14 protein-coding genes are annotated in these 16,647 nt (G+C 29.3%); 5 read left to right on the plus strand and 9 right to left on the minus strand.

Translation table 11 applies throughout. The annotated features are described in order from the left end of the window. Positions 1–29: 29 nt before the first annotated feature. The 4 genes from JEY78_RS13335 to JEY78_RS13350 form a co-directional block, all read right to left on the minus strand. The gene (locus tag JEY78_RS13335) at positions 30–830 is read right to left on the minus strand and encodes a DNA/RNA non-specific endonuclease (protein ID WP_291852308.1); all 801 of its coding nucleotides are present in this window, start codon (positions 828–830) and stop codon (positions 30–32) included. Beyond that, positions 820–1,269 carry a thioesterase family protein gene (locus JEY78_RS13340; RefSeq protein WP_291852311.1) on the minus strand — a complete coding sequence of 150 codons (450 nt, stop codon included), beginning with the start codon at positions 1,267–1,269 and terminating at the stop codon, positions 820–822. Before JEY78_RS13340 ends, JEY78_RS13335 begins: the two co-directional genes overlap by 11 nt. Positions 1,270–1,408: 139 nt before the next feature. After that, the gene (locus JEY78_RS13345) at positions 1,409–2,503 is read right to left on the minus strand and encodes an ABC transporter permease (protein WP_291852313.1); all 1,095 of its coding nucleotides are present in this window, start codon (positions 2,501–2,503) and stop codon (positions 1,409–1,411) included. A gap of 23 nt (positions 2,504–2,526) precedes the next feature. After that, positions 2,527–4,644, minus strand: coding sequence for a carboxy terminal-processing peptidase (locus JEY78_RS13350; RefSeq protein WP_291852316.1), 2,118 nt, complete (start codon positions 4,642–4,644; stop codon positions 2,527–2,529). A gap of 290 nt (positions 4,645–4,934) precedes the next feature. Here JEY78_RS13350 and surE point away from each other — a divergent pair, with 290 nt between their 5' ends. The 3 genes from surE to lpxB are packed head-to-tail and all read left to right on the plus strand — an operon-like array spanning position 4,935 to position 7,097. Continuing rightward, positions 4,935–5,699, plus strand: a complete 765-nt coding sequence (gene surE, locus JEY78_RS13355; RefSeq protein WP_291852319.1) for a 5'/3'-nucleotidase SurE — start codon at positions 4,935–4,937, stop codon at positions 5,697–5,699. Positions 5,700–5,703: 4 nt separating this feature from the next. After that, complete coding sequence (locus JEY78_RS13360; RefSeq protein ID WP_291852322.1) at positions 5,704–5,988, plus strand: hypothetical protein; 285 nt, start codon at positions 5,704–5,706, stop codon at positions 5,986–5,988. 8 nt (positions 5,989–5,996) lie between these two features. Beyond that, positions 5,997–7,097: a lipid-A-disaccharide synthase gene (lpxB, locus tag JEY78_RS13365; protein ID WP_291852325.1), complete on the plus strand. Its 1,101-nt coding sequence runs from the start codon at positions 5,997–5,999 to the stop codon at positions 7,095–7,097. Between the two features lie 62 nt (positions 7,098–7,159). Here the strand turns inward: lpxB and JEY78_RS13370 are convergent, their stop codons facing one another. Next, positions 7,160–8,047 carry a hypothetical protein gene (locus JEY78_RS13370; RefSeq protein WP_291852329.1) on the minus strand — a complete coding sequence of 296 codons (888 nt, stop codon included), beginning with the start codon at positions 8,045–8,047 and terminating at the stop codon, positions 7,160–7,162. A 103-nt stretch (positions 8,048–8,150) separates the two neighbouring features. On the opposite strand from JEY78_RS13370, the gene JEY78_RS13375 reads away from it, so the two are divergent. Both JEY78_RS13375 and JEY78_RS13380 read left to right on the plus strand, forming a co-directional pair. Continuing rightward, entirely contained in the window at positions 8,151–8,828 is a 678-nt protein-coding gene (locus JEY78_RS13375) for a DNA alkylation repair protein (RefSeq protein WP_291852332.1), read from the plus strand. A gap of 27 nt (positions 8,829–8,855) precedes the next feature. Next, entirely contained in the window at positions 8,856–10,880 is a 2,025-nt protein-coding gene (locus tag JEY78_RS13380; protein ID WP_291852335.1) for a ComEC/Rec2 family competence protein, read from the plus strand. A 7-nt stretch (positions 10,881–10,887) separates the two neighbouring features. On the opposite strand, the gene JEY78_RS13385 is transcribed toward JEY78_RS13380, so the two are convergent. The 4 genes from JEY78_RS13385 to JEY78_RS13400 form a co-directional block, all read right to left on the minus strand. Beyond that, positions 10,888–11,427, minus strand: coding sequence for a thioredoxin fold domain-containing protein (locus tag JEY78_RS13385; protein ID WP_291852338.1), 540 nt, complete (start codon positions 11,425–11,427; stop codon positions 10,888–10,890). A 70-nt stretch (positions 11,428–11,497) separates the two neighbouring features. Continuing rightward, on the minus strand, positions 11,498–13,510 hold the full coding sequence (locus JEY78_RS13390; RefSeq protein ID WP_291852341.1) for a peptide MFS transporter: 2,013 nt from the start codon (positions 13,508–13,510) through the stop codon (positions 11,498–11,500). Between the two features lie 16 nt (positions 13,511–13,526). Beyond that, complete coding sequence (locus tag JEY78_RS13395) at positions 13,527–15,011, minus strand: MFS transporter (RefSeq protein WP_291852344.1); 1,485 nt, start codon at positions 15,009–15,011, stop codon at positions 13,527–13,529. An 82-nt stretch (positions 15,012–15,093) separates the two neighbouring features. Further along, entirely contained in the window at positions 15,094–16,587 is a 1,494-nt protein-coding gene (locus tag JEY78_RS13400; RefSeq protein ID WP_291852347.1) for a peptide MFS transporter, read from the minus strand. Between the last annotated feature and the right edge of the window lie 60 nt (positions 16,588–16,647).

Consider the following 16,647-nt stretch of genomic DNA (forward strand, 5'->3'; position numbering starts at 1 on the left):
AAAGAGTTGGTTTACCAACTCTTTTTTTTTTAATTTAAGTTCCAGCTAATATAATTGCTAGATGATTCTAATTTATTTTCTAGTTCATCGGGTAAATTTGGAAAAAAATCAATTCCAGTAATTTCTTCAATTTCATCAATGCTTGTAACAAATTGATAGAGCCCTTTTTCAGAATCTTCATGTGGCATTAAAAAAGCAATTGCTTTAATTTCAGGTTCGTGATAATCTAAAATAATTTTATAAAAATAGTTAGGTACAGCTACTTTTTCAGTTCCTATAGTTTTTAGGTTCTTAGAAAGAACACCTCCAGTAACTATATATAGTTTGTCATATTTTTGAGCCCAATAACGTACTTTTTGTTCTAATCTATTCCATATGCCACCGTTAAATTCATAGCTTTGGGGAGAAATATTAGAAGTAAAAAAGGTTTCATTAAATGCTTCTTCAGAAAATTTTCTGTCACCTGCTGGGCATAAGTGGCCTTTGTTGTATCCAGAGTTTTTGAAATTTCTATAATGTGCACTTTTTGTTGAAACTTTTGGATCTAATTCAAAATATGGTCTTTTAATATTTGTGTTTGAAAGCTGATTCTTATTTAAAGCATAAGCCACCCATTCAGCCTGTTCGTATTCTTCATTATAAGATAATGAATAATACTTATGATGCACAATTTGATTTGTTGTTGAGGTTGGTAAAAAGTTTACATCAGTTTCAACAATATCAGTTGTGCTATTTGTAGTGTTTAATTTACCGGAATAGTTATCATAAATATAAAAACCAACAGCAAAAACGAGTGTAATTATAGTATATATTATTTTTCTATTTTTCACTTTTTAATGGTATTTCAACAAAGTTGCTAGTTTTAGGTAACTCTTCAAAAATTGTAATAAATTGTTGTGGAGGTGAAGTTAATTTACGTTTTATTAAATCAATCCAAGCGCCATAAACTTTTATTTCAGCAGCTAATTTTCCTTCTTCATTAAAAATTTGGTGGTTAAATCTCCAGCGTTCAATACCTTTTGATACGCCTTCCAACTCCATTTTTACAGTAATATTTTCGCCAATGTGTATTTCTTTTAAAAAAGTAGTTTCTTCTTTAAATAAAATTGGACCAATATTTAATTTAGCAAATTCATTTATTGAAAGCCCATGTTCTTGAAAAAAACGTACTCTAACTTCTGCAGCATAATCGTTATATGCTGTGTGACGCATATGTCTGTTTGGGTCAAAATCTGACCATTTTGTTTTGAAATTGATTTCGAAATTCATATTTATTTTTTTTAAAGCAACAAATATACTTTAATAATAAGGGATTGCAATAAATACCAGTTCAAACAAGAATAATAATAACTATTTTTTTTATTTTAATGTAGAGATATAATAATTGTAATTTAGTGCTACTAGTAAATTAGTTTTTCACATCCAATGCATCGCGCAGGGCGTTTCCAATTAACATAAAAGCCATCACTAAACTCATAATGGCTAACCCAGGAATTATGGCTAAATACGCTTTTCCTAAAATTATATAGCTATAGTGATCTTTAATCATACCGCCCCAAGAAGGAGTAGGAGGTTGGGCGCCAATACCTAAAAAACTAAGTCCGCTTTCTATTAAAATTGCTCCTGCAAAATTTGCTGCGGAAATAACTATAACAGGAGCCATAATATTTGGTAAAATATGGTTGAAAATAATTCTGAAATTTGAAAAACCTAAAGCCTTGGCAGCTTCAACGTATTGCATTTCTTTGGTGCTCATCACTTGTCCACGAACTACACGAGCAACTTCAACCCACATTGTTAAACCAACGGCAATAAAAACTTGCCAATAGCCTTTTCCTAAAGCCAATGTAATTGCAATTACTAGTAATAAAGTTGGAATAGACCAAGTGATGTTAATTAACCACATTATAAAAGCATCTGTTTTACCACCAAAATATCCTGCAATGGCACCTACTGATATTCCAATTATTAACGAAATAAAAACAGCAATAAACCCAATAAAAAATGATATTCGTGCACCAACTAACATTCTACTCAATAAATCTCGCCCGTACTTATCGGTTCCTAAATAGAATTTTTTGGTAGTTATAAAGTTGGAAATGTCTTGGTTTTTAAATAGTGAAATAGGTAAATTTTTAGTTAAACTTTCAGCATTGTTTTCAACAAAAGTATGTATAGTTAGCGTTTCTTTTGAAAGCGTATATTTTGAAATTGGAATTTCGGTTTGTTGATTTTTATTTCCAAAAATAAGTTTGTTGAAAATTGATTGACTAATTTCATTTGAAGATGGTATTGTTAACATTAAAACTTCAAATCCAGGTTTTTTTGAATGAATTTCTAAATGCATTTGATTAGCATTGCTACTATTATCAGGTGCCAAAAAATAAGCGAAAACAGCAATAAATCCACATAGTACTATAAACCAAAAACTAAACACTCCAGTAAAGTTTTTTTTAAACTTCTGGAGTGCAAGTGCTGTTAATGAATTGTGATTAGATTTCAATTTTTAATCGTTATCAAATAAGATTAATTTTTAACTAAATGATATGCTGGCTTTAATTTTAATTCACTTAAAACATGGATAGCTTCTTCAATATAAACATCCTTTTTTAAACTAGTATGCCAAGCAATTCTTTTATCGGCCAAATCTGTATCAGATTTCACTAATTCTTGCTCATATAAAGGTGATGTATACGTTAAATTAGTGGTAAAATCTTTTAAATCTTTAAACTGTAAAGACTGAGTTATATTATTATCTAAATCTTTTTTATAATCTTCTAAATCTAAATGAACCAATGTATCATCTTGAGCAGATTTCAACCATTTTGCATTGCTGTCAATCAATTTAAAATATTTGTTTGAAGCCACTCTTTTTTTACTATTATTAATTACTTCATTAAAATTTTCATAATTATTCCATAAATTATATGTAGCCGGATTTACTTTATCAAATTTTAAAGCATTTGGCAAATCACGTTCACCAATTTCCATATAACTAAATCTACTTGGTAACATAATATCCGAATGTACACCTTCTAGTTGTGTAGAGCCACCATTAATTCTATAAAACTTTTGAATTGTCATTTTTAAAGCTCCAATATCTTCTTTTAAATTATGATATCTATTAATGTCTAAAACGCTTTGTACAGTTCCTTTACCATATGTTTGTCTTCCACCAATAATTATAGCACGATTATAGTCTTGCATTGCTGCTGCAAAAATTTCAGAAGCTGAGGCAGAAAGTTCATTTACTAAAATTACTAAGGGTCCATCCCATTGAATTTTTGGGTCTTCATCTTTTCTAACATCAGGTGCTCTGTCTCTATATTTTACTTGTACAACAGGACCTTTATTTATAAATAACCCAGATATTTCAATAGCTGTTTCTAAAGAGCCACCACCGTTGTTTCTTAAATCAATAACTAAACCTTCAACATTTTCTTTTTTAAGGCGCTCAATTTCTTGTGCCATATCGGTTGCAGAGTTTCTATAGCTTTCTTCGCCAAAATCAATATAAAATTTTGGTAAGTTTATAATACCAAAAGTTTTACCATCTTTTTTTACAACGGATGACTTCACAAAAGTTTCTTCCAATTCAACAACATCTCTTATAATTGAAATTATTTTAGTTGTTCCATCTAATTTTTTTACTGTCAACCTAACTTCCGATCCTTTTTCACCTTTAATAAATTCAATAGCATCGTCTAAACGCATTCCAACAATATCTAAAGGTTCTTCATTCCCTTGGGCAACTTTTACAATTAAATCGCCAACTTCTAATTCTCCTTGTTTCCAAGCAGGTCCACCTGAAATTAATTCACTTACACTTGTATAATCGTTTTTCTTTTGTAAACGAGCTCCAATTCCTTCCAGTTTACCAGCCATAGAAATGTCAAATCTCTTTTTCACAGTTGGATCAAAATAGGAAGTATGAGGATCAAATTCTTCAGCAATACAGTTAATATAAGTTGAAAACCAATCGGAATATGTTAATTCGTCAATTCTTTCATATAAATCGGTCATACTCTCTAAAGTAGCTTCTCTTGCTTCTTTTTCAAGTTCGTCCATAGATTTTACAACATAACTATTATCTTCTTTTTTCTTGTCATCTTCAGCATTTATTTTATCGTATAACCGAGAAAGTGTAGTAAATTTAAGTTGTTTGTACCATGTATTAATTAATTCTTCTTTTGATTTGGCAAAAGGTAATTTATCTGAATCAACATCTAAAATTTCTTTTTTATTAAAGTCGAATTTAGAAGCTAAAATGTCCTTATAATAATCTTTAGAATCGTTTGTTCTTTCAATTAATCTTTCATAAACCAAATAAAAGAATGATAAATCTTCGCTATTTATTTGATCGTCAATTTGAAATTTATATGCTGAAAATTCATCAATATCAGCCTGTAAAAAATAACGTTTTGAAGGATCTAAATTTTCAATAAATGCATTAAATACATGTTCAGAAAAAGTATCATCAATTTCTTTAGGTTCGTAATGTCCTTGAGTTAACACATATTTTAAAATAGTTATTAAAACCTTATCTTTTGGATCGGAATCTGTGCTTGCGTTTGTTTGATAACTTGTAAATAATGTTACAACAAACAGTAACGGCAAAAATATTTTTAAATTTCTAATCATCATCTATCTAATCAATTGTTGTTAGTAATGTAATATTACACTAAAATAGTGCCAATATTTTAGTTAAACGTCTAATTTAACTTTTTTTTATAAATTACAATAAATACTTTGGTTGTTTTGCCTTTTTTGTCATCCAAAGTGGAAACAAGAACGGAAACATTCCATTTATAAAAAACCTAGTTTTATATACAATAATAACTAAATAATTAATTCTTCTTGCATTACAAAATGTTAAATTTAATTTAAACGAAACCCAATAAATTATAGTAGCTTTGTTTTTTAATTAGATAAAAATGAATACAAAACCCTTAATTTTAGTTACCAATGATGATGGTATAACGGCACCAGGAATAAGAACTTTAATTGCTGTTATGCGTGAAATTGGTGACGTTGTAGTTGTAGCGCCAGATAGTCCACAAAGTGGAATGGGACACGCAGTAACTATAAATGAAACTTTATACTGTAATGAAATAACTGTTGATGATGGCCCACAAAGAGAGTATAAATCATCAGGAACTCCGGCTGATTGTGTAAAACTAGCTGTAAGTGAAATTTTAGATAGAAAACCAGATTTATGTGTTTCAGGAATAAATCACGGATCAAATTCATCTATAAATGTAATTTATTCGGGAACCATGAGCGCTGCTGTTGAAGCTGGTGTTGAAGGAATTCCTGCCATTGGATTTTCATTATTAGATTATTCTTGGAATGCAGATTTTGAGCCATTAAAAGAGCATATTAAAAAAATTGCTTTAAATGTGTTAGAACAAGGGTTGCCAGATGGTGTTGTACTCAATGTAAATTTTCCTAAAAGTAAAGAATTTAAAGGCGTGAAAGTTTGCCGACAAGCACGTGCAAATTGGGTGGAAGAATTTGATAAACGAATAAACCCGCAAGGGAGAGTATATTATTGGCTAACGGGTAAATTTGTAAATATGGATAAAGGTGAAGATACTGATGAGTGGGCTTTGGCAAATAATTACATTTCAATTGTGCCAGTTCAGTTTGATTTAACTGCGCATCATTTTATTCAAAAGTTAAATAGTTGGAACTTATAAAGTAATGAAAAAGGAGATAGCTATCGGTTTTTTAACAGCAATTGCTGCAACTGCATTTGGCTGTTTTATTTTTATAGAATATTTTTCTTCATATGATTTTTCTAAAAGTTTAGAATTAATTAAAGAAGGAAATTTAGAAGGAAAAGTATTGGTTTTGGGTGCAATAGCTAACTTTTTTGTTTTTTTTATTTTTTTAAAGAAAAAGCAAATTTACAGAGCTCGTGGTGTTTTAATTGAAACTTTTTTATTGGCATTTATAGTTTTATTTTTAACCTTTTTTAATAAATAATCCATAAAATGAGATACTATATAATTTCGGGTGAAGCTTCTGGAGATTTACATGGTTCAAATTTAATGAAAGCTATGTTGGAAGAAGATCCAAAGGCAGAAATTAGATTTTGGGGTGGCGATTTAATGCAACAAGTTGGAGGGACTTTAGTAAAGCATTATAAAGAAAGAGCCTTTATGGGGTTTGCGGAGGTAATTAAAAATATTCCAACTATTTTAGGATTTATAAAATTTTGTAAAGAGGATATTTTAAATTTTAATCCAGATAAAATTATTTTTATTGATAATTCTGGTTTTAACCTTCCTATTGCTAAATGGGCTAAGGCTCAAAATTTTAAAACAGTTTATTATATTTCTCCGCAGGTTTGGGCTAGTAGATCTGGCAGAGTTAAGGCTATAAAAAGAGACATAGATGAAATGTATGTTATTTTGCCTTTTGTGAAAGACTTTTATAATAAACATGATTATAATGTTACTTTTGTAGGGCATCCATTATTAGATGCTATTTCCGGTAGACCAATGGTTAATGAAAAGCAATTTAAAGAAGAAAATCAGCTTTCCATTAAACCAATAATTGCATTATTGCCCGGAAGTAGAAAGCAGGAAATTAAAAAACTATTAGCTGTAATGCTTAAAATGGCTGATAAATTTACGGATTATCAATTTGTAATTGCTGGTGCTCCAAGTCAGGATTTTGAACTTTACAAACCATTTATTACAAAGGATAACGTGAAATTTATTAGTAATAAAACATACGATTTGTTGTCAGTTTCCTATGCCGCCATTGTTACTTCAGGAACTGCAACTTTAGAAACGGCATTGTTTAAAGTACCTGAAATAGTATGCTACAAAACAAGTTGGTTATCCTACCAAATAGGTAAGCGTTTAATAGATTTAAAGTTTATTTCTTTGGTAAATCTTATAATGGATAAAGAAGTTGTAAAGGAATTAATTCAGGATGATTTTAATGAGAAAAATTTGGAAAAAGAACTGCATAAAATTTTAAATGAAACAACTAGAAATAAGTTGTTTTTAGATTATTTTGAATTGGAAAAAAAACTAGGTGGAAAAGGCGCTTCTAAAAAAGTGGCAGAATTAATTGTTAAATAAAAGACTCTGAAACATTTTATAGCTTCAGAGTCTTTAAGAAAATTGATTGATTACTAATATTTTTATTTACAAACTGCTTCTAATACATCTTCAATATCACCAGGTGTACTCATAATTTTCATAAAAGTTCCCATAGTTAATTCTGGCCAATGTAAGGCAAGTCTGTATTTTCCGTGCAACATAGTTGCTTTGTTTCCTTGTAAAATAATTTCATAAGGTAAAGCCGCAACGTGGGCTTCACCAATAATTGGTAAAAAATGTGCTTCACCTTCTTCTTTGTTTTGTAAACCAACACCAAATACTGCTACTTTTTCATTAGCATACACTAATTTATAAACTTCAACAGTATTTCCTTTTTTAGCTTTTAAGTTATTTTCAATAACTTTTAAACCTTCTTCAAATGATGAAAATTCATTTAAAGTTACAGGATCGGAAAAATAAGGCATCATAATTTTATAATGATACTTTTTTAAATTCTCTGCCTTTACAGTACCGCCAAATGGTGTAAAACTAGTTCCAAGACCTGAAAAAGTTGATTTTAAATCTGCGCTAAACTTCTGAAAGAAAGTTTTGTATGAGTTGTAGCTATCACCTAAATAAGCTCTTAAAATATAGTCTGGATTGGTATAAGAAATAGTTACTTTTCCATTTTTTTGTTCTAAACCAACTTTAAAAGTTGCAGCAAGTGCACCTCTGTCTTTTACTTTAACAACGGTGTTTTTTAAATCAGTTCTTGTAAAAGCAATTACTTTTAAACTGCTTTTGTTTGATGGGTTATAAGTTCCTAAAACTGTATAAGAATTACTTTCTAAGGCATTTACAACCTTTTCAGTAATTTGTTGAATTGATTCGTTTGATTCTCCAATTTTAATATACGGACTTAAATCTTGTGCAAAAGAATTAACACCAAACATTAAAATTAGGATACTGGTAAAAATAAGATTTTTCATAAATTGATAAATTATTATTCGTCAAAATTACCTTATATTAATACCGTCAATTATGATATTAATCATTCTGTAACTATTGTTACCGTAAATTAATTTTCTGAAAATGAAAAGCGCAGAAGTTTATAATTTATTAGAACAACATAAAAATGTTAGAGGTATTGGAAACTGGAAAAAGAATAATTATGGTAACTTGGAAAGTTTTGGAATAGGACTAACGCAATTAAAAGTAATAGCAAAGAAAATTGGAAAAAATCATGACCTAGCTATAGATCTTTGGAAAGAACCAAATTATGATGTTAAAACCATTTCAATTTTAATTGAAGAGCCCAAAAAAGTAGATATATTACAGGTGGAATTAATGGTGAATGAAGCAAAAATGTGGATGTTATGCCACACGTGGGTTCAAAATTTGTTTTGTAAAGTCTCGTTTTCTTTTGATATTTCTGAAGAGTGGAGAATGAGCGTTGTTGATATAAAACGTAGAGTTGGTTATGCTTTTTTATACTATTTAGCGAGAGATAAAAAAGTGTTAGATGCTTATTTTATACCTATTTTAAATGTTATTGAAAAGGAAATTCAGCAAGAAGAGAATTTTGTAAAAGACGCTATGAATAATGCATTATTTTCAATTGGCCAACGCTCTAAATTCTTAAATAATAGATGTATTGAAATTGCCAGAAATGTTGGAAAAATTGAAGTTAATTATGGTGATAATTCTTGTGAAGCGGTGAATGTAATTAAACATTTAACTTCAAAAAGGATGCAAAATAAATTTAATTAAAATATTTTTTATTAACTTTATCATGCTATGATGAAGTTTTTGAAATTTGTTCCAATACAAATTACTTTCTTTTTAATTATTGGAGTTTTAATAGGTAATTACTTTGTAATTAATGTAATACAATTAACAATTGTTAGTTGTGTAGTTGTTTTGTTTTTAGGGATTGCTTATTTTTTTGCCAATAAAAATCTAAACTATTTTAATTCACTTTTTACCATATTCGGTTTTTCTGCAGCCTTATTAATAGGTGTTGCCTCTATAACTTTTCAAAACCAATTAAATAATGTAAATCATTATTCGAATGCCAAAAATTTCAAGATTGATGTTCCAATTGAATCAGTTTTAAAAATTAGAAAAGTATTAAAACCCAGCGCAAATTATAATAAATATGAAGCCTTTATTTTAGAAACTAATCAACAAAAAACAATTGGTAAATTCTTGGTAAATATTAAAAAAGACAGTTCAAAAAATCAATTATTTGTTGATGATGAATTATTAGTAAAAACCGAATTTAGAGCTATACCAAAACTATTGAATCCTTACGGTTTTAATTATGAAAAGTATTTAAAAAATCAGCAGATTTATCATCAAGTGTATGTAAATAGCACTTCATATTTAGAGTTGACAAACAATTCAAAAACAATTTTTGGAATTGCCGCTAATATAAGAAATGCAATAAATTCATCACTTATAAAAAATGGATTTAAAGACAATGAATTAGCTTTAATTAATGCCTTATTATTAGGGCAACGGCAAACTATTTCAGAAGATTTACTAGATAGTTATAAAGATGCCGGAGCAATTCATATTTTGGCGGTTTCGGGTTTACATGTTGGTGTAATTTTATTGTTGCTGTTGTTTTTATTTAAAAGTTTACATCAATTTAAAAATGGGAAATTAATAGCCACCGTTTTAATTATTTCTTTGTTGTGGTTTTATGCAATAATTGCAGGTTTATCTGCATCAGTTGTAAGAGCAGTTGCTATGTTTACAGCATTGTCTATTGGGTTGCATTTAAATAAACCATCAAACATTTATAACAACTTAGTAATTTCAATGTTTTTCTTGTTGTTATTTCATCCATTTTACCTGTTTGAAGTTGGTTTTCAATTAAGTTATTTAGCTGTGTTTTCAATAGTTTGGGTGCAACCAAAATTATATGATTTATGGATTTCTGAAATTTGGTTTTTCAGAAAAATGTGGCAATTATTTACAGTTTCCATTGCAGCTCAACTCGGAATTTTACCATTAAGTTTATTTTATTTTCATCAATTTCCTGGATTGTTTTTTGTTGCTAACATGTTAATTATTCCATTTTTAGGTTTCATTTTGATTGCAGGAATTGTAGTCATAATTCTTTCGGTTAGTAATTTATTACCTCAATTTGTTGGTTATTTATATGAACTTGTTTTAAGTTTTATGAATGAACTTATAACGTGGGTTTCTAGTTTTGACACCTTTGTAATTAGAAATATTTCCATGTCATTTTTGTTAATGATAAGTGTTTATTTGTTTTTTATTTTGATGTTGAAATTCATAGAGAAAAAATCGTTTCTAAGAGTCATTTTGGTTTTATCATCAGTTGTGTTTTTACAATCTGTTTTATTTTTTGAAAAGTACCAAATTCAATCTCAACAAGAATTTATAGTTTTTAATTCTAGAGAAAGTATTATTGGAATAAGAAATGGAGATTATTTAGAATTAACATCAAAACTGAATTCTATTACAAAGTCCTATTTAATAGGAACAGGAATTAGGAACTATCAAAAATTAAATTCGGGAACAAAACTATTTCATTTTAAAAACGAAACAATTTTAGTGGTAGATAGTTTGGGTTTATATAATTTTAAGTCTCTAAAACCTACAATTGTTGTATTGCAAAATTCTCCAAAAATAAATGTAGCACGTTTAATTAAAATTGTTCAACCAAAAATAATTGTGAGTGATGGTACAAATTATAAAAATGCTGCTTTAAGTTTTGAACAGGCGTGTTTAAAAAATAAAACTCCTTTTCACAGTACGTTGCAAAAAGGAGCTTTTTTAGTAAAATAATAATTAATTATTCTACAAATTCGTGTTTGAAATTTGAAGTGTACTCTCCAAACTCTTCTTGTGATTTTATGTTTTTATAAGCATCGGTAGCAAATATTTTTAAAAATATTTCTAACTGACGTGGAGTTTGATATCCTGTAACAGGTGTTAATAAAGTAGATTTTTCATCTAAAAACAACATAGTTGGATAGGCTCTAACTCCAAAGTAACCAGATAATTCATGCGAGGAATTTCTTCCACTAGTATTTGGATTAAACCCTGGGTTTTTATATGTTTTTCCTAGAAAATTAATGGTTTCTCCACCTTCAGCATTAAATTTTACAGCATAGTAATTTTCATTAATATATTTTGCTACATCTTTGTTGCCAAAAGTGTTTTTATCTAACATTTTACAAGGGCCGCACCAAATGGTATAGGCATCTATAAAAATCTTTTTTGGGTTTGTTTTTTGAGCTTCAACAGCTTTTTCTAAGGACATCCATTTTATTTCCTGTGCATTGGTTGAAACCCATAACAATAGCAGTGTAGCTATAAATAATTTCTTCATTTTTAATATTTTATGTTTATCTGATTAGTTTGACGCAAAAATGTTGCCAAATTTACAGTTAATTTTTAATTTACTTTACTCCGTGCATTAATTTCTTTAAAACCGGACTTAATAATAACGCAATTACACCAATAATTATTGGTACAACAGTAAAAATTAAAAAGAATGTTGAGATATCATATTTGGTTGTAATATCATCAATCATTGCACCCATTTTTCCAGAAGTTTTGTTTCCAATGGCCAATGCTAAATACCAAACACCAAACATAAATGCAATCATACGTGGAGGAACCAATTTACTTACATAAGATAGTCCTACAGGGGAAACGCATAATTCTCCCAACGTATGAAATAAATAAGCAAAAATTAACCAAACAATACTAACAGAAGCCGTTTTTGCTCCTTGTGGAATTCCAGAAGCACCGTATGCTAATATTCCAAATCCGATAGCTAAGAAAAACAATCCAATCGCATATTTTGCTGCTGGTTTTGGGTTGTACTTACTTTCCCACCATTTTGAAAATAATGGTGCAAAAGCTATAATAAATAAGGAATTTAAAATTAAAAACCACGTTGCCGGAATTTGAACTTCATTATCCTTTTTTCTTATGATAGTTGCCGGAATGTTGTTATTGATTAAATCGGCTTGTTCGTTAGTTAAATATTTAAAATTTGTTCCTTTTTTATCTAAATCTAAAATTGAAATTTTATCATCTTTTAAAAATTCGTTGGATGAAATTACAACTGTTGTGTTTTCTGTAATTTCTGCATTTTCAGGAATTACTGTTTCAGCAGTAATAGAAATAGGTTTAGAGTCTTCAGAAGGAATTTTATACGTATTATATGAAATTTCATAAGAATAGGTATTAAAGTTGTTATAAATTTTCCAAATAACAATTCCCCAAATTAATAGGAAGCTAAACCCTAAAATTAAATTTGAAATAAAATATTTTTTGAAGGTTTGTTTAAACAATAAATATAGGACATACGTGATAATTCCAATTGGAACTACAGTAATAATTACATCAACAATATTAAAAATAAAGGCTGCATTCCCCGATAGAATTCTGCTTGTATAATCTTTCGCAAAAATACTCATAGATCCTCCGGCTTGTTCAAAAGAAGCCCAAAAGAAAATAATAAAAAATGCAAATATGACAACAGCGATCATTTTATCACGTGTAATTCTGCTATAACGAAGAATTCTGGTGGTAATTAAGAATATAAAAAGCAGTAATGTTATTAAAATTGTATGACCAGAATAATCGGTTCCTCCAAATTCTAAAAAGTTAGTTTCTCCAATTTTTGAAAGCGGATCGTTAATTACCCAAGTTAATCCTAATACTGAAATAATGGTAATTAAAGCTTTGTCTACAATTGTAAATGGATTTAATTTATCTTCAATTTTTTTATGGTCATCTGCTTCAATAGTTTTATCTTCTTTATTAGGTTTGTTACCAACATCACCAAAAATACCTTGTGCAAAAGTAAATTGTAACAGTCCTAATAACATAAAAATACCAGCCAAACCAAATCCCCAGCTCCAGCCTAAAATTTCACCTAAATAACCACATAACATAATTCCTAAAAATGCTCCAGCGTTAACACCCATATAAAAAATGGTATACGCTCCGTCTTTTTTCTCTGGAAAATCTTTATATAGAATTGAAATAAATGAAGTCATATTTGGTTTAAAAAAACCAGTACCAATCACTAATAAAAGCAATCCTAAGTATAAAAAAAATGGATTAGATTCTATAGCCATACTTGCGTGACCTAAGGTCATAATTATGGCTCCAATTATAATTGCTTTTCTATTTCCAAGATATTTGTCGGCTAAAGTTCCTCCAATAATTGGAGTTAAATATAATAAAGCCAAATAAGTACCGTAAAGTGCTAATGCATTTTCACGAGGCCAATCCCAGCCACCAATTCCTAAAGCACTCACTAAAAATAATACTAATAAAGCACGCATTCCATAAAATGAAAAACGTTCCCACATTTCAGTAAAAAATAACACAAATAATCCAGAGGGGTGACCTAAAACTTGAGTGTCAAAAAATTCGTTTCTTTTTAAATCCATTTTTGTAAATTAAAATTTAGTTTCCTGCTTTTGCAGCTGCTTCTTTTGGTCTAATCACTAATTTATCGTAAATACTTAACGCAAGAATTGTTACAATACCAATACCAACAATCACATACCATATTTTATTTGGCTGATAATTATCCCAAATAAGTTGAGTCATTTCAGATTGTGACATGCCTAATTTTTCTGAAGCAGAAGTGAAATAATCATTTTTAGTAAATTCTTTAGTTATTTCTGGCATTTCAATGGCTCGTTTTGCCATTTCACTTTGTAATAAACTTAACTTGTCTGACCAAGCTTCATATAAGTTTCCAGAGATAAAAGTTGTTATAAAGTTACCTAAAAATATAGGTAAAAAATAGGTTCCCATATACAATGCTTCTTTTCCTTTTGGAGAAATTAAAGCTATAAAAGATGAAAAAGTAGGGTTTGTCATCATTTCACCAATAGCAAAAATAACAATACCTAAAATAGTGTAAAGTCCATTTCCAGTATAAAATGTAATTCCAATACCAATTGAAGCTATAATGAAACCTGTAACCATAGCACTTACGTGACGCATTCTTAAAACAAAATATGACACAATTAATTGGAAAACAATAATAGCGCCGGCATCAATATTAATCAACATTTCTGGATTTACAGAAGTTCCTCCACCACTCATAAAACTAGCTAGCCAAGGTGAAACTTCAGCAATAGAATTGTGTAAAGCACTTGTGTCTACCCAATCTTCAATAAATGTAGGCAATGTGTAGAATAGTTGATTGAACATAGTCCAAAAACCTACCATAATAACTAATAAAACTGAAAGTCTTGTATCTTTAACTGCTTCAATAATATTTTTAAAAGAACTTAAAATGGCTTCTCCAATTGTTTCCTCTTTTTTCTCTCTTGATACTTCTTTATAAAAAAGAATTAATATAATTAAGTTAATTGCGATAACAATAGATGCTTGTAGAAAAATTATTTTCCATCCGTATTGGGTTCTTAAGGTTGAAGACATTGCAGGTCCTACAAACCCACCAATATTTACCATCATATAAAAAATACCAAAACCTAATGTTGAATTAGATTCATCAGTGTTTTTTGTAATGATAGCTGAAGCTACGGGTTTAAACATAGCAGCACCAATAGCCACCCATAAAAAGACTAAAAAAACAGAAGAATAACTAGATACTTCGCCCATAAAATAATAACCTGTCATTAAAAGAACATATGCTATTATTAAAGAAAGTTTATAACCAATTTTATCAGCAATGACTCCAGTAATCATTGGGAGCAAATACAATATTGCCGTAACAATACCCATAATCTGCCCTTTTTCAGTATGCGTAAATCCTAGTCCGCCATCGTCAGTAGAACCTGTTAAGTAAAGTGCAAGCACAGCAAATAATCCATACCATGCCCAGCGTTCAAATAATTCCATTCCACTAGCAACCCAGAAGTTCTTATTGTAAGACTTCATTACTCCAAAAAAAGATTTTTTTTCTGTACTCATAAGTAGTTATTTTAAAGAAAAGCTCAAGAAAAATATAACTTGAGCTTTTTTGATTTTAATTATTTCTATTTAAACTCATTTTTTAATGAATTCCTTTCATTGCTTTATTTAAAAATGGAGATAATAGTAAAAGTAATACTCCAGATCCTAACATAACCATTGTTATAAATGGATATAGTGCAAAATCATATTTTTGTAAAATACTTTCTAACATACCAGCCATATAATTACCTGCGGCGAAACTAGCCATCCAAAGTCCCATAACAACAGAAACTAATTTTGCTGGAGCTAATTTAGTAATCATTGATAAGCCAATTGGAGATAACATTAGCTCTCCTAATGTTAATAAAGTATATACAGTAACTAACCACCAAGGAGAAACAAGATTTCCAGCATCAGCTATATTTGATGCCTGTGTCATTACCCAAAAAGCTAAAGCTCCTAAAAACAAACCTAGAGCAAATTTTACTGGAGTACGAGGGTTCCATCCTTTTTTATCTAACCAAAGCCACATTAAAGAAAATAGAGTAGCAAAAATTAAAATAGCAAATGAATTTACATTTTGAAACCAAGTAGCAGGCATTTCCCAGCCGAACATAACTCTGTCTGTGTTTTCTTTTGCAAATAAGCTAAAAGTACCACCAGCTTGTTCAAAACCAGCCCAAAAAACAATATTAAATAGCGCTAGCACAATAATTACAGCCATTCTACTCCATTCATTGGCTCCATTTGTGCCTTTAAATATTATAAAAGATAAACTAACTATTATGGCAGCAAAACCAATGTATGTAATGTAAGTTCTTGCGGTGTCTGGTAAAAATCCCCAGATATAAATAAGGGCTAATGTTCCCAAAATTAAAGAGACAGTATAAATTAAAATTGTAGACCAATCTTTGCTGTCTAGTTTTGTTTTATTTTCATCTACACTTTCATGTAGTCCATTATTTTCTAACGTAGTTTCTCTCCAGTTTAACCAAAGCACACCTATTATCATACCAATACCGGCAGCAAGAAAACCATAACCCCAGTTTACGCTTTCACCTAAGCCACCAGCTATAAATGTTCCTAAAATTGCACCTAAATTAATTCCTAAATAAAAAATATTGAAACCAGCATCTTTCATTGGGTCATTATCGTTATAGAAAGATCCTACTACTGTAGAAATATTTGGTTTAAAAAATCCATTACCAATTATAAGTACACCTAAACCAAAGTGAAATAAAAATAAACGAGATTCAGTGTCTAAAGAGTTGTCTAAAAATGAACTAGCTGCCAATAAAAATTGACCTACAGCCATAACTAATCCACCAATATATACGGTTTTTCGTTGGCCTAAAAACTTATCAGAAATCCAACCACCTAAAATGGGTGTTAAATATACCAATCCAGTAAAAATAGCATACATTTCTAAAGCCTCTTCTCTATTCAAGCCAAAGCCATCATTTACTAGTTCTGCTGTTAAATAAAGTACCAATAAGGCACGCATTCCATAATAACTAAACCTTTCCCACATTTCTGTAGCAAATAAAGTATATAAACCTTTTGGGTGGCTTTTTCTAAATGGTATTTCTTTCATATTTTTAAAAATTAGTGTTTAATAAGATTTTACTTATGCTATAGTTGATAATAAGATTTT

The organism is Lutibacter sp. (assembly GCF_016342705.1).
GTDB lineage: Bacteria > Bacteroidota > Bacteroidia > Flavobacteriales > Flavobacteriaceae > Lutibacter.